The sequence below is a fragment of the Streptomyces sp. H39-C1 genome, assembly GCF_027158125.1.
GTDB classification, from domain to species: domain Bacteria; phylum Actinomycetota; class Actinomycetes; order Streptomycetales; family Streptomycetaceae; genus Actinacidiphila; species Actinacidiphila fildesensis.
On the sequence record NZ_JAPVLS010000148.1, the window covers coordinates 1 to 13,292 of the forward strand.

Here is a 13,292-nt window from a genome sequence, read left to right on the forward strand (position 1 = left end):
TCACCGACGGCACCCCAGCACCTCCACCGAAGAGACGACACGACACCTCATCCCTGCCGCCAAGATGGCAATGTCATGCCTGACCAGCGGAAACACAGCGATCACTCGCGGAAAGACAACAGCTTCTAAGGCAGGTGGGCTCCAGGCCCATTTGACTCATATGCCTTTAAAGCCTCTGCGAACCCCAGATGGCGGCGGCCGTGGGTGGGATCGGTGCGTGGTTCGGGTCAGTTGGCCCGGAGCAGGGCGGGCAGTTCGGCGGTGTCGATGATGTGGGCGCGTGAGGGGAGGGCGTGACGGAGCAGGGCGTGGTGGGCTTCGGTGTCTGGGTCGGCGACGCCGTCGGACAGGACGTAGAGCTGGTAGTCGCGGTCGGCCGCGTCGATGACGGTGGACAGGACGGCGCCGCTGGTGCTGATGCCGGAGACGACCAGAGTGGTGATGCCGCGTTCGCGCAGCTGCTGGTCGAGGTCGGTGGTGGACATGCCGCCGTAGCGGGTCTTGCGCACGGTGATGTCGCCGTCCTGGGGGGCCAGTCGCTCGTGGACGGCAGCGGCGGGATCCTCGTGGTGCAGGGCACGGTGCTGGGCCAGCGGGCCGAAGGACTTGTTGACGGCCGGGATCGCGTCCCAGTCGGCCTCGGTGAAGCCGACGCGTACGTAGGCGATGGTGGCGCCCATCGTCCGGACGTCGGCGATGGCCCCTGCTATACGGCCGAGCAGGGCCTCGCGGTCCCCGTCTTCGGGGAGGGCTGCCAGGATCGCGGGCTGGCAGTCCAAGACGAGAAGAGCGGTGTGCGCGGGGTCGAGGGCGGGGGCGGCGGGGGCGGTGCTCATGCGGGTGTCCTCCTTGCTGGTGGTGTGCCCGGTCGGCGCGGACGCGCGCACGGCCGGTCCAGCTGCGGCCTGGCGGACCGGCTGTGGCCTGCGGGCTTCGGTGGCGGGTTGTCGCGGTGGGTCATGAGTGGCCGAGGGACGGTTCCGGCTCGTGTTGCGGCGCCTGGTCACGCCGGGGAAGCAGGAGCGGGGTGGCCAGGATGAGCAGTCCCGCGGCCGTGAGAGAGGTGCGTGGGCTGGTGACGTCGGCGAGCAGACCGCCGAGCGCGGTGCAGAGCGCGATGGACGCCTGCTGGCCGATCGACCAGGCCGTCAGGGCGCGGGCGACGAGGTGCTTGGGCGTGCGTTCGAGCCGGTAGGTGGCGAGCACTGGGGTGTACAGGCTCATGTTGATGATGATCGCCAGCTCGACGGCCATCACGGTGACGAGGCCGACGACGCCGGGACGGACGAAGACCAGGCCGATCAGCCAGACGGCGCGCAGGGTGCCGACGGTCCGGAAGACCCGGTGCCGTCCGTAGCGGGCCACGACCCGGTGAGCCAGCCGGGAGCCGATGAGTCCACCAAAACAGGGGGCGGCGAAGGCGAGGGCGTACTGCCAGGGCGGGAAGCCGAGCTGGCGCAGGAGGAGCACGGCGAGCAGCGGCTCGGTGGCCATGATCAGGCCGGAGACGAGCATGTTGTTGAGGTAGAGCGCCCGCAGACCGGGCTCGCCCATGATGTGCCGCCAGCCGTCGAGCAGTGCGCGCGCCCGGAGCGGGCACTTGTCGCTTGCCTGCGGCGCTTCCTCCCGGCCGCGGATCGCGGTGATGCCCAGCGCGGAGAGCAGGTAGCTGAGCGTGTCGGCCACCACGGTGGTGACCGGCCCCAACAGGCCGATCGCCGCCCCGCCCAGCGGAGGCCCGACCGCGATGGAGCTCCAGTTCGTGGACTCGAACCGCGCGTTGGCCACGAGCAGGTCCTCCGGCCGGACGAGGGCCTTGAGGTAGGCGCCGCTGGCCGCGTTGAACGCGATCTTTGCCGCGGCGACCACAGCCGAGACCACGAGCAGCTGGACGAAACCGAGCCAGCCGAAGGCATAGGCGACCGGGATCGTCGCCATCGCCGCGAACCGGGTCAGGTCCATCGCGATCATGACCGGGCGCTTGCGCCGGAACTCCACCCACGGCGCGAGTGGCACCGCGATCAGCGCGCCCACCGCCGGCCCCACCGCGGACAGCGCGGACACCTCGGCGGGGCCAGCGCGCAACACCAGCACGGCGACCAGTGGTAATGCCCCGAACCCCAGCCCGGACCCGTACGCGCTCACCGCGTACGCCGCCCACAGCCAGCCGAACTGCTGGCCCAACGCTCTCCTGCCCATCATGCTTAGCGCGCCCCTCGACGTCTCACTCGAACAAACTGACATTGACTAGTGAGAGCTAAGCGAGCAGAACAACCGCAGGTCAAACAACTAACATGCCGTCTCTCCACAACCATCTGTTGTTCACTAAGGTGAGTCGGCATGGATCTAGAAGCCGTACGCACCTTCGCCGCCATCGCGGAAGCGGGCCAGTTTCAGAAGGCCGCCGCCGACCTGTCGATCACCCAGCAGGCCGTCTCCAAGCGCATCGCCGTCCTGGAGCGCGACCTCGGCGTGCGGCTGTTCACCCGCACGCCGCGCGGCGTCGAGCTCACCATCGACGGGCAGGCGTTCCTGCCCCACGCCCGCGACCTGTTGCGCGCCGCCGAGCGCGCGGTCGCGTCCGTGCGCGCTGGCCGCCGTCCACTGCGCGTCGACGTGATCAACTCGCGCGGCGCGGCGTCGGGCCTGATGCGTGGCTTCCACAGCGCGCACCCCGAGATCGACCTCGACGTGCTGATGCTGCTCGACATCGACAGGGCCGTCACCTCCATCCGATCCGGTGCGATCGACGCATCCTTCCGCGCCGTCACCGCGCCCGGCCAGCCGCTTCCCGAGGACATCGAGTCCGTCCGGGTGCTCGACGAACCGCTCCAGCTCCTCACCGGCCCCGCCCACGCGCTGGCCGCCGCCCGGTCGGTGACCCTCGCCCAGCTCGCCGGACACCGGATCTGGATGCCCGGGCTCCTCCCCGGCAGCGAGTGGGCCGCCTACTACGACGACCTCGTCGCCGCGTTCGGCCTCGCCATCGAGGCGACCGGCCCCAACTTCGGCTCCGACGCGCTCCTCGACACCGTCGCCGACACCCCGGCCCTGGCCACCTTCATGAGCGAGCACACCCGCCTCGTCTGGCCCGCCGGCCACGGCCTGCGCCGCATCCCAGTGACCGACCCGACACCTGTCTACCCGCACTCGCTCCTCTGGCACCGCGATAACCCCCACCCAGCGCTGGCCACCCTCCGCGCCCAGCTCGCCGCCACGAAGCCCGGCCACGACGCCACCGGGACCTGGACGCCGGGCTGGGTGCTCCCGCGATGAACGCCGCCACGCCTGCGATCATCGCGGCCGGATCGACGGGCGGTGGCAGGCAGGCAGGGGCGGAATCGGTCGATTCCGCCCCCATCGGTCGATCCAATCGTCACGCGCCCCCGACCAGCGGAAACGGCGCGCCGATCCAATCGGATCCGGTCCGGAGTTCCGCCTCCCTATTTCGCCCCTAGGATGGGCCGCGGACACCGCCGGGCACGGGGCTTGAGAAACATCCATGTCAGATCGTGCGCTAAGCCTTTGTTGTCCATTGTGGGCAGCTGACGGAGCATCGGCCCCGGGCATCCGCTGAAGTCTTCCCACAGATAACACCCCAATATCTGCGGTAGCTTGATCTGTCACCTGCGGTGGCGTGTCCCGGCCGCTGCATGAAGCGACCCTGTTATCTGTGCCAAGGGGGAAGCGGTGCCCGTCGTCGTACAGCTGCCGACCGGCAAGGCGTTGACCGTCCGGGCGGCGGCTGACGTGTTCCTCGACTCGCTCGGCAACCCGAACACGGTCCGCAACTACGGGATCGGGGTGGGGAAGAGCGCCGAACGGCTCGGCGAGGGCCGGCCGCTGGCGACGGTGGCGGACGAAGAGATCGGCGAGGTCTTGGAACTGCTGTGGGGCACCGCAGCGGTCAACACCTGGAACTCGCGCCGCGCGGCGGTGATGTCCTGGCTCGGCTGGTGCCGTGAGCGCGGCTACGAGGGTCCGGCGGTCCCGGCCTGGGCGAAGCGGGTGGCGGTGCCGGACTCCGAGACCTCGGCCCGCTCGAAGATGGCGGTCGACCGCCTCGTCGCCCGCCGGGAGGTGCACCTGCGGGAGAAAACGCTGTGGCGGATGCTGTACGAGACCGCCGGGCGGGCGGAGGAGATCCTCGGCGTGAACATCGAGGACCTGGACCTTGCCGGGCGCCGCTGCCAGGTCAAGGCCAAGGGCGCCCGGACCAAGGCGCGCCGCCGGGGGCAGGTCCGCGAGGACTACGTGCTGGAGACCGTCTACTGGGACGCGGGCACCGCCCGCCTGCTGCCGCGGCTACTGAAGGGCCGCACCCGCGGGCCGGTGTTCGTCACCCATCGCCGCCCCGGGCCGGGGAAGGTAGTGAGCCGACGCGACGTGTGCCCGGACACCGGCTTGGCCCGGCTCTCCTACGGGCAGGCCCGCGCGCTGCTGGACGAGCACACCGCGCTGCGGGGGCCAGGCACTGGATGGGACCTGCACGAGTACCGCCATTCCTCCCTGACTCACCTCGGCGAGCAGGGCGCGTCGCTGCTGATGCTCATGGCCAAGTCCCGGCACAAGAAGCCCGAGAACGTCCGCCGGTACTTCAAGCCGTCTCCCGACGCGATTGCCGAGCTGACCAGCCTGCTCGCGCTCGGCGACAGCAGGCGCTGACCGCCTGACCAGAGCTTCAGCTGTTCAAGATCAGGCCATGGCCCTTTTGGCCTGATCGACACGTGGGGTGTCCGGTACCGCGAGCATGGTGCCGGACACCCCGCAGAAGCGCGAGCGGTCTGCTTGCTGTGCGCTTAGCTGTTCTGTGATTGGCGGGCGGGGCCGGTCTCGGTGGCTTCTGTCTCGTCCCTGACGGCGGTGGCGGTGTTCTTCGGGCCGGGCAGGGCGACATAGACGAAGAGCACACCCATGACAGCGACGCCTGCCCACATGGCCTGCTGCCAGCCGTCGACGAAGGAATGCTGGGCGGCATGGAGCAGGCTCTGTGCGTTCGAGCCGGTGCTGGGTGCGATCTCGGCGGCGTTGGCGATGCCTTCACGTGCGGTGTCCGCGGCCCCCTGGGCGATGCCGTGGAGCCGGTCGTCGATGGTGTTGCGGTAGCCGGCGGACACGAGCGCGCCGAGCAGGGCGACACCCAGTGCGGTGCCGAACTCGCGGGTGACGTCGTTGAGCGCGGAGGCGACGCCCTGCTTCCCACGCGGCAGGGAGGCAGTGATGGCCTCGGTGGACGGGGTCATGGAGAGGCCCATGCCGAGGCCGATGGCAAGCAGGCCGGGCAGGATGGACAGGTATCCGCCCTCGACGGAGACGGACAGGGCCATGAGCGCCAGGCCGAGGGTGGCCAGCGCGATGCTGGCGGCCATGGTCGAGCGGGCGCCGATGCGGGCGGCGAGCATGGGCGCCAGGCCGGAGGCCATCATCATCATGACGGCCATGGGCATCATCGCGACCGTGGACAACAGACCGGACCAGCCCAGGACGGCCTGGAAGAAAGGGAAGAGGACCACGGCGATACCCGCCTGCACGCCGAAGACGACCAGCAGCGTAATCGAGCCTCTGGCCAGGCCCCGCTCACGGAACAGCCGCACGTCCAGCAGTGAAGCGTCGCGCCGGCGCAGTTCCCAGGACACGAAGCCGACGGAGGCGACGAGGCCGATGGCGAGGCTGATCAAGGTGGCGGGGGCGGTCCAGCCGTGCTCGGGGCCTTCCTGGAGGACGAAGATGAGGCCGACCACGGCAACGGTGGAGGCCAGCGCGCCGACGGTGTCGAAGCGATGGGGCGACTTCTCGCGGGAGTTGGGAACCGACTTCAGGGTCATGGCCAGGGCCACCAGGACCAGGACCACCGGCAGGGCGAACAGCCAGCGCCAGTCGGCGACGTCGACCAGGAGGGCGGAGAGGAACATGCCCAGGATGCCGCCGCCCCCGGCGACACCGGTCCACACGCCGATCGCCTTTCCGCGCTGCTCCTCGGGGAAGGTGGAGGTGATGACGGCCAGCGTAATCGGCATGATCATGGCTGCGCCGACGCCGCTGGCCACGCGCGCGGCGAGCATGATCTCCGCCGTCGGGGCCAGGCTGGCTGCGACGTTCGCGGCGCCGAAGACACCGAGCCCGGCGACCAGCATGGGCTTGCGGCCCAAGCGGTCACCGATCGCACCGAGTGGCAGCAGGAGCGCGGCCAGGGCGAGGGTGTAGATGTTGATGATCCACAGGATCGTGCTCTGCGAGGCACCGAATTCGACGGCCATGTGGGTCTGCGCGACGTTCAGTCCGGACACCGACGCGATGACGGCCATCAGCGCGATCGAGACGGCGATGAGGATCCTGCGCAGCTGACGCGCCTCCGGCGTGCCATCGTCTCTTGCGTGTTCGGCTGCCCCCGGGACGGGCTGGTTCGTAGTCATCGTTTCCTCTCAAAAAGGGCATGCGAAGTCAGCGCCGGAGCAGTGCCGGTCGCCGTGCAGGTGGGGTCGGCCGCCGCGCGCAGCGAGGGCTGCGCTCCCGCGCCGGGTTCAGCCGAGAAAGTAGAGGTGTCAGGCGATGACAGTGCTGCCCTGCGCTGCGGCGAGGGCCGCATCGGTGTCCGCGGTGGCCAGCAGGGCGTTGATGTGGGAGCCGGCCAGCGCCCCGGCTGCGGCGGAGGCGCCGACCTGGGCGCTCAGATCGGTGGCGTTGCCGGCCACCCACACGCCCGGAATCGCGGTGGTGCCCGCCATTGCGGAGGCGAAACGCCGCCCCATGTCGTCGGGCAGGTCCTCCATCGGCAGCTTCAGCGCGTCCAGGCCCTCGGTGCGGGCCTGCATCTGGGTGGCGACGGCGAGGACGCGGCGCTTAACGAATGCGCCGTCGGTCAGCCGGACCCCCGCGATGCCGCCCTCTTGGCTGATGACTTCCTGCACGGGCGTGTCGATGACGCGGATGTCGCGGGCGGCGAAGCGCGCCCGGGCGTCCTCATCCAGGTCGGTGCCGTGGGTGAAGTAGATCAGGTCGTCGGTCAACTGCCGGAACAGCAGGGCGTGGTGGAGGGATGCGGGGCCGGTGGCGAGGATGCCGATGGGCTCGTCGCGGACCTCCCAGCCGTGGCAGTAGGGGCAGTGGACCACGCTGTGGCCCCAGCGCTCGGCCAGACCGGGCACATCGGGCAGCACGTCCCGCAGGCCGGTGGCCACCAGCACCCGGCGGGTCGTCAGGATGCGGCCGTCGGCCAGGACGACGCTGAAGCGCAGGTCCCCGTCGGGTGACGGGGCGGCGGGCTCGGCCGATGCCACCTCGCCGTAGACGATGCGGCCGCCGTACTGGCGCACCTGCTCCCGGCCCTGCCTGAGGATCTCGGAGGGCGGCGTGCCGTCCAGGACGATGAAGCCGTGCATCGCCGCGGCGGGCGCATTGCGCGGGGTGCCGCTGTCGATCACGACGACGGAGCGGCGGGAGCGGGCAAGTATCAGCGCACCGTTCAGCCCTGCGGCCCCGCCGCCGATCACCACGGCGTCCACCGTCTCACCAGGCAGTGTGTCGCTCTCGTACACGGAAGCCGTCTCCGTCATGGCCCTGTCCTTCCTTCGCGCATGGTCCCGTATGTTCCGGTCCCTCTGCACGCGACGCTAACCCAGCCTTGCATCAAGGGCATATACTGTTGCCTATGACGCAAGAAGATGGAGAGCTAGACAGCCTCGTACGCAAACGCATCCGCGCTCTGCGGGTGGCGCAGGGCTGGTCCCTGGAGGAACTGGCCACCCGCGCGCACCTCAGCCAGTCCTCGCTCAGCCGCATCGAGAACGGTCAGCGCCGCCTCGCGCTGGACCAGCTCGTCACCCTCGCCCGCGCCCTGGATACCACCCTCGACCAGCTCGTCGAGACGGCCGCCGACGATGTCGTCACCAGCCCGACGATCGACGGAGCCCACGGCCGGATGCGCTGGCTTGTAAAGGGCGACCCCGGCATGAGTGTGGTGCGCCAGCGCATGACCGAACCGCCGCCCGAGAACCCGGCGCGTATGCGCGCCCACCCGGGGCGCGAATGGCTCGTCGTCCTGTCCGGCACCGCGATTCTCATGCTCGGCCACCGCCGCTTCCGCGTCGAGACCAACCAGGCCGCCGAGTTCCCCACGATGATGCCGCACGCCATCGGCGCCGAAGGTGGGCCCTGCGAGATCCTGGGCATCTTCGACCGGGACGCCCGCCGCGGTCACCGTAACGACGACCCCGACCGCGAGGCACAGGACACTCCCGAATGACGGCGCGGTCCGCACGGCAGCCCCGGTAGCGGCGACATCTTGCGCGCCAGGCAGCAGACCTGACCATCATCTTGCGCAGAGTGGGAGCGTGCTTGCCGCATGCGCATAGCCCTTCTAGGGTGAAGGCATGACCCAAGCACACCCGCACACCCCCCACCACGATGCTCCGCACGGGCACCACCAGCAGCACGGAACCGGCGGCCAGGCAGAGATCCTTGACCTGGACGCCGAGGTCCTCGCCGAGCACACCGCCTCCATCACCGCATGGCTTCCGCTGAGAACGGACCCCCGCCAGATCATGGATCTGGGCTGCGGCACCGGGGCGGGGACCTTTGCCCTCCTCGACCGCTTCCCCGATGCGCACGTCACCGCCGTCGATACTTCAGCCGAGCACCTTCAGCGCCTGCGCACAAAAGCGTGCGCACGCGAAGTGGAGAAGCGCGTGCGCACCGTACAGGCCGACCTTGACGCCGCCGGGTGGCCCGACCTCGGATCACCGGACCTGGTGTGGGCGTCAGCCTCGATGCACCACATGGCCCGCCCCAACCGCGTACTGCGCACCGTCCACGACCTGCTCACTCCCGGCGGTCTGTTCGCCGTCGTCGAACTCGCCGGCTTCCCCCGCTTCCTGCCCCCAAGCGCCCCTACGGACCGGCCCGGCCTGGAAGAACGCGTCCACGCAGCGACCGACCGCATGCAGGCTGAGCGCATGCCCCACCGCGGCGCCGACTGGGGCCCGATGCTCACCGACGCCGGATTCACCGTCGAGGGCGAGCACACCATCACCGTGAACATCGAGGGCTCCCGCAACGAAGCGATCGGCCGCTACGCCCTCGGCGGCCTGCAGCGCATCCGCAGCGCCGTCGCCGAGACACTCTCCCCCGAGGATCTCACCGCGCTCGACCAGCTCCTCGACACCGACAGCCCAAACAGCATCCTGCGCCGCGACGACCTGACGATGCGCACCGAGCGCACCGTCTGGGCCGCCCGCCGCACCTGATCCCCGACACCCCCGACCAGCCTCCGGGCAGCGCCAACACACAGTGAGACTCCGCCAACCTGACGGCGGTGTTGGCGAGGCTGCCCGGATCCCGGGCGACCGCGTCCCCGGTGCGCTCGGCCCGCGCCGAGCCGCCCGCACCCTGCCGGCGCCGCACACCCGTGTTCGCCTCCCCGCCCCCGTCGGCCCTGGCCTGTGCAGTGTCCTTCGCGACGGCCTCCCCGGACACCTCACCCTCCGACGGCGCACTGGTGCGGTCCGGCCCCAGCGGAACCGCCAGCGCCGCGACCGCGGTGGCCGCGATGACCGACGCGCTCACCATGTTCCCCACCTCCACCGACCCAGCGTGTAGACCAGCGGCGAGGCCACCGCCAGAACATCAGCACCAACCACCACCACGACCTTACGAACACGCACCATCATGTCCCCCTCAACATGAGCCCCCGTCAGGCGCCACACTCCAGGAACCCGCCGCGCGCCGCGCAGCCACACACCGGCAATGCGATGACGCCAACTACCGACGAGTATTCGACGCCATCAGTGCCTGTTTTTGAAGGCTGGTCAGGGTTGTGGTGCGGCTGGATGATCTGGGGTGTGAAGCCGCGGGATGGTGGGCGGGGTGGGGGCCGGCGGTATTGCCGAGAGTGTGGTGATCCGCTGTCGGTATCGATGGCGCCGGAGGCGGTGTTTTGTTCGGGTCGGTGCAGGTCACGGCGGTGGAGGGCGCTTGGGCGGGCTCGGCAGCGGGTGGTGGCGATGCAGCGGGGTGAGCAGGCCCGGTGCCCGGTGTGTGGGCGGTGTTGGACTGTGGGGGTGGAGCATCCGCGGTCGGCGCGGTTCTGTTCTGCGCGGTGCCGGACGCGGGCCTGGCGCCGGCGGGAGGCGTCACGCTAAAGCGTCTCGGTGACGCTCTAGCCGAACGCTGCAGGTGAAAGGGCGGGAGTGCGGGAGTGCGGGGGGCTTTATGGTGGGTGGGGTGTGCTGCGGGCGCCCCGTGTTTGCGCTCTGCCCGGGGCCCGAGCCGCGCCCCACCCCGTCGAGCCGGTCAAAACGGCCTACACGCCCATGCCCATACGCATCCGAACGCGCCCACACGAAACCATCCGCCTCGCTCCCGCCGCCCTGCGCTGATGTCACCGGAGCCGACCTGAGTGGCATCTGTCCCGAGGTGGATATCAGATCCAGGTGGGCACGTGCCCACCGGCGTAGCGGGCGCCGAAGCCGCCCTGAGGCAGGATCTCGTCGATGGCCTTGAGGTCGGTGTCGGTGAGGGTGAGGTCGGCGGCGCCGGTATTCTCCTCGATGCGCTTTTGGCTGCGGGTGCCGGGGATGGGCACGATGTGCTCGCCCCGGGTCAGAAGCCAGGCCAGGGCGAGCTGGGAGACGGTGGCACCCTTGGTCGCCGCGAGCTCGGCGAGCCGGTCGACGGCTTCGACGTTCTTCTCGAAGTTGCCCGGCTGCCAGCGCGGGTCGACGGTGCGTATGTCGGTGGCTTCGTACTGGTCGGCGGGCTTGGCGGTGCCGGTGATGAAGCCGCGGCCGAGGGGGGAGTAGGCGACGAAGCCGACGCCGAGTTCGTCCAGGGTGGGGAAGAGCTGCTCGGCGTCCCGTTCGAACAGGGAGTACTCGGTCTGCAGGACGGAGACCGGCTGCACGGCGTGCGCCTTGCGGATCGTCTCGGGTCCGGCCTCGCTGAGGCCGAAGTACTTCACCTTGCCCGCGTCGATCAGCTCCTTGACGGTGCCCGCGACCTCCTCGATGGGCACCTGGGGGTCGACGCGGTGCTGGTAGAAGACGTCGATGTGATCCACGCCGAGGTAGCGCAGGCTGTTGTCGGCGACCTTGCGGATGTTGTCGGGCCGGCTGTTGAGAGCTTCGCCGATCTGCTCCGGAGCCATGGACATGTCGACCCCGAACTTGGTGGCCAGGACCACGTCGTCGCGGAAGTCCCTGACCGCCTTGCCGACCAGGATCTCGTTGGATCCGGTGCCCCAGCCGTACATCTCGGCGGTGTCGAAGAAGGTGACGCTCAGGTCGTGGGCGCGGCGGAGGGCGGCGACACCGGCCTCCTCGTCGGTGGGTCCGTAGGCCATGGTCAGGCCCATCGCGCCGTAGCCGATCGCCGAGACCTCAAGGCCCTGGCTTCCCAGTGTCCGGTGCTGCATGACGCACTCCCCTGAAAGATATTAAAAGGTATTTTTTGGCTGACCGTAGTGTCAGTGCGCTGCGGCGGTCAGGCCGGCGCGGTGGATGCGGGTGTGCTCGGCGACTCGCCGGCCGAGGTGGCGGGCGGTGTTCAGGTCTGCGTCGTGGACGGCGGGGGTGTCATTGAAGCTTTGTGCGCCGGCGCCGAGGTAGAAGCCGAGTCGGTTGTCGTCCTGGGGGCTGGATGTGGTGGTGTTCCAGCCCGGCAGGAGGTTCAGGCTCACCCAGAGCATTCCGTGCTGGGCCGCCAGGAGTGAGAGGTACTGCAGGGTGTGCAGCTTGTCGCCGCTCATGGAGCCGGAGTTGGTGAATCCCGCCGCGAGCTTGTCGCTCCAGGCGCGGGTCATCCACCGCTTGCTGCTGGCCTCGGCGAAGGCGTGAAACGCCCCGGATGCGGTGCCCATGTAAGTGGGGGTGCCGAAGATGATGGCGTCTGCGGCGTCCATCAGTTCCCAGTCGGCGTCGCTGAGGGAGGCGACGTCCACGCGCTGGACCTGTGTCCCGGCGATGGAGCGCGCGCCGTCTTCGACGGCCGCGGCGATCTGGGCGGTGTGGCCGTAGCCGGAATGCGATGCGATGACGATCGAGATGTCGGACATGGGTGTTCCTCTCCTGCCGCGATGGCGGCGTGTTCGGTGGCGCGGGCGGTCGACGCGGTGCCCGCTGCGGCGGTCGGCCGCACGGCTCCACGAGTGGAGCCGACGGCCCGGCCGGGGCGCGGCGCATGCCCGGGTGTCGCGGGCCGGCGCCGACCACCACCAGCCTGGATCGTCGTTCCGCTTAAAACAGTAGCACCGATAGGGCGGTGATCCGCAAAATGAGATATCGTTGTTCCATGAACGAGGGACGACGCGCCGCGCGGCGCCAGGTGCTGCAGGTGGCCGCCAAGCTTTTGGAAGAGGGCGGCAGCGAGGCGGTCTCCACGCGCGCTGTCGCCGCGGCCGCAGGCATCACGGCCCCAGCGCTGTACCGGATGTTCGACGACAAGGCCGGACTCCTGGCCGAGCTGGCCGCCTACGGGTTCGAGATGTACCTGGCCGAGAAAAGGGAGGCACTGGCGCTGACCCCCGACGACCCGGTGGCCGACCTCTACCGCGGCTGGGACCTGCACGTCGACTTCGGAGTGCGGCACCCCGCGTTCTACATGCTCATGTACGGCACACTGCAGCCCGGGCGGCGGCCCCCGGCCGCGGACGAGGCACACGCCCTGCTGGTGACACTGCTGGGCCGGGCGGCCGAGGCCGGACGCCTTCGGGTTCCGGTGGCGCAGGCGACCCGCGTCATCCACGCGGCGACAACGGGTGCCACGCTGGCGCTGATCGGCGAAGAGCCCTCGGAGCGGGACCTGACCACTTCGGCACGGCTGCGGGACACCGTCATCGCCTCGATCACCACGGACCCGCCCGCCTCGTCCGGGTCGGACCTGGCCTCGCGCGCACTCGCCCTCGACGCCGCACTGGAAACCGCGCTCACCACCAAGTCCCCGGCTGCGGGCACCGGGGTATCTCTGCGAGACGCCGAGATGGCGCTGCTCCGCGAATGGCTTCAGCAGCTGGCTGAGGTTCCCCCGGTGTGCGGGAGGTGATGATCAGCTGGTCAGGACGGGTTGGCGGGTGTTCAGGTTCGCTAGTTCGGTCGTCGCTCGGTTGGTGTAGTGCTGTTCCTCGAACTCGATGGGGCTGAGGAAGCCGAGACGTTTTGGATGCGCCGGCTGTTGTAGCTTGTTATTTATGGTCCGGACTCGAACATCGAGTAGGACACCATCACTCACCTGGGCCTTTACCGGACAGGCGGACGGCCTCCGCATGAGCATGCGTTCTGTCACCGAACCGCACTCATACGAAG

At 69.7% G+C, this 13,292-nt stretch carries 12 protein-coding genes; 5 read left to right on the top strand and 7 right to left on the bottom strand.

From position 1 onward, the window contains the following. Window positions 1–227 precede the first annotated feature (227 nt). Both O3W51_RS45235 and O3W51_RS45240 read right to left on the bottom strand, forming a co-directional pair. Window positions 228–836 (bottom strand): cysteine hydrolase, encoded by a 609-nt coding sequence (locus tag O3W51_RS45235; protein WP_138359363.1) that lies wholly within the window; start codon window positions 834–836, stop codon window positions 228–230. Between the two features lie 121 nt (window positions 837–957). Next, a complete protein-coding gene (locus O3W51_RS45240; RefSeq protein ID WP_187144657.1) occupies window positions 958–2,202 on the bottom strand; it encodes an MFS transporter in 1,245 nt (414 codons plus the stop codon). A 138-nt stretch (window positions 2,203–2,340) separates the two neighbouring features. Between O3W51_RS45240 and O3W51_RS45245 the strand changes: the two genes are divergently transcribed. After that, window positions 2,341–3,276, top strand: coding sequence for a LysR family transcriptional regulator (locus tag O3W51_RS45245; protein ID WP_138359361.1), 936 nt, complete (start codon window positions 2,341–2,343; stop codon window positions 3,274–3,276). Window positions 3,277–3,690: 414 nt separating this feature from the next. After that, a complete protein-coding gene (locus tag O3W51_RS45250) occupies window positions 3,691–4,665 on the top strand; it encodes a tyrosine-type recombinase/integrase (protein WP_138359359.1) in 975 nt (324 codons plus the stop codon). 134 nt (window positions 4,666–4,799) lie between these two features. On the opposite strand, the gene O3W51_RS45255 is transcribed toward O3W51_RS45250, so the two are convergent. Further along, window positions 4,800–6,413: an MFS transporter gene (locus O3W51_RS45255; RefSeq protein ID WP_138359357.1), complete on the bottom strand. Its 1,614-nt coding sequence runs from the start codon at window positions 6,411–6,413 to the stop codon at window positions 4,800–4,802. 129 nt (window positions 6,414–6,542) lie between these two features. Continuing rightward, the gene (locus O3W51_RS45260) at window positions 6,543–7,553 is read right to left on the bottom strand and encodes an NAD(P)/FAD-dependent oxidoreductase (RefSeq protein ID WP_138359355.1); all 1,011 of its coding nucleotides are present in this window, start codon (window positions 7,551–7,553) and stop codon (window positions 6,543–6,545) included. Between the two features lie 95 nt (window positions 7,554–7,648). Between O3W51_RS45260 and O3W51_RS45265 the strand changes: the two genes are divergently transcribed. After that, window positions 7,649–8,242: an XRE family transcriptional regulator gene (locus O3W51_RS45265; protein ID WP_164297689.1), complete on the top strand. Its 594-nt coding sequence runs from the start codon at window positions 7,649–7,651 to the stop codon at window positions 8,240–8,242. A 127-nt stretch (window positions 8,243–8,369) separates the two neighbouring features. Next, window positions 8,370–9,242 carry a class I SAM-dependent methyltransferase gene (locus tag O3W51_RS45270; protein WP_269289696.1) on the top strand — a complete coding sequence of 291 codons (873 nt, stop codon included), beginning with the start codon at window positions 8,370–8,372 and terminating at the stop codon, window positions 9,240–9,242. A gap of 1,175 nt (window positions 9,243–10,417) precedes the next feature. On the opposite strand, the gene O3W51_RS45275 is transcribed toward O3W51_RS45270, so the two are convergent. Together O3W51_RS45275 and O3W51_RS45280 are read right to left on the bottom strand one after the other, a co-directional pair. Continuing rightward, entirely contained in the window at window positions 10,418–11,407 is a 990-nt protein-coding gene (locus O3W51_RS45275; RefSeq protein ID WP_138359529.1) for an aldo/keto reductase, read from the bottom strand. Window positions 11,408–11,458: 51 nt separating this feature from the next. After that, window positions 11,459–12,046 carry a flavodoxin family protein gene (locus O3W51_RS45280; protein ID WP_138359531.1) on the bottom strand — a complete coding sequence of 196 codons (588 nt, stop codon included), beginning with the start codon at window positions 12,044–12,046 and terminating at the stop codon, window positions 11,459–11,461. 236 nt (window positions 12,047–12,282) lie between these two features. On the opposite strand from O3W51_RS45280, the gene O3W51_RS45285 reads away from it, so the two are divergent. After that, complete coding sequence (locus O3W51_RS45285) at window positions 12,283–13,032, top strand: TetR/AcrR family transcriptional regulator (protein ID WP_138359533.1); 750 nt, start codon at window positions 12,283–12,285, stop codon at window positions 13,030–13,032. Between the two features lie 3 nt (window positions 13,033–13,035). Here O3W51_RS45285 and O3W51_RS45290 read toward each other — a convergent pair. After that, window positions 13,036–13,292: hypothetical protein (locus O3W51_RS45290; RefSeq protein WP_269289700.1), on the bottom strand; the 257-nt coding region annotated here is incomplete at its 5' end.

What these genes read in the sequence shown, in the direction of transcription:
- O3W51_RS45235 (WP_138359363.1), bottom strand. Translation starts at nt 836, where the DNA reads ATGAGCACCGCCCCCGCCGCCCCCGCCCTCGACCCCGCGCACACCGCT.
- O3W51_RS45240 (WP_187144657.1), bottom strand. Translation starts at nt 2,202, where the DNA reads ATGATGGGCAGGAGAGCGTTGGGCCAGCAGTTCGGCTGGCTGTGGGCG.
- O3W51_RS45245 (WP_138359361.1), top strand. Translation starts at nt 2,341, where the DNA reads ATGGATCTAGAAGCCGTACGCACCTTCGCCGCCATCGCGGAAGCGGGC.
- O3W51_RS45255 (WP_138359357.1), bottom strand. Translation starts at nt 6,413, where the DNA reads ATGACTACGAACCAGCCCGTCCCGGGGGCAGCCGAACACGCAAGAGAC.
- O3W51_RS45260 (WP_138359355.1), bottom strand. Translation starts at nt 7,553, where the DNA reads ATGACGGAGACGGCTTCCGTGTACGAGAGCGACACACTGCCTGGTGAG.
- O3W51_RS45265 (WP_164297689.1), top strand. Translation starts at nt 7,649, where the DNA reads ATGACGCAAGAAGATGGAGAGCTAGACAGCCTCGTACGCAAACGCATC.
- O3W51_RS45270 (WP_269289696.1), top strand. Translation starts at nt 8,370, where the DNA reads ATGACCCAAGCACACCCGCACACCCCCCACCACGATGCTCCGCACGGG.
- O3W51_RS45275 (WP_138359529.1), bottom strand. Translation starts at nt 11,407, where the DNA reads ATGCAGCACCGGACACTGGGAAGCCAGGGCCTTGAGGTCTCGGCGATC.
- O3W51_RS45280 (WP_138359531.1), bottom strand. Translation starts at nt 12,046, where the DNA reads ATGTCCGACATCTCGATCGTCATCGCATCGCATTCCGGCTACGGCCAC.
- O3W51_RS45285 (WP_138359533.1), top strand. Translation starts at nt 12,283, where the DNA reads ATGAACGAGGGACGACGCGCCGCGCGGCGCCAGGTGCTGCAGGTGGCC.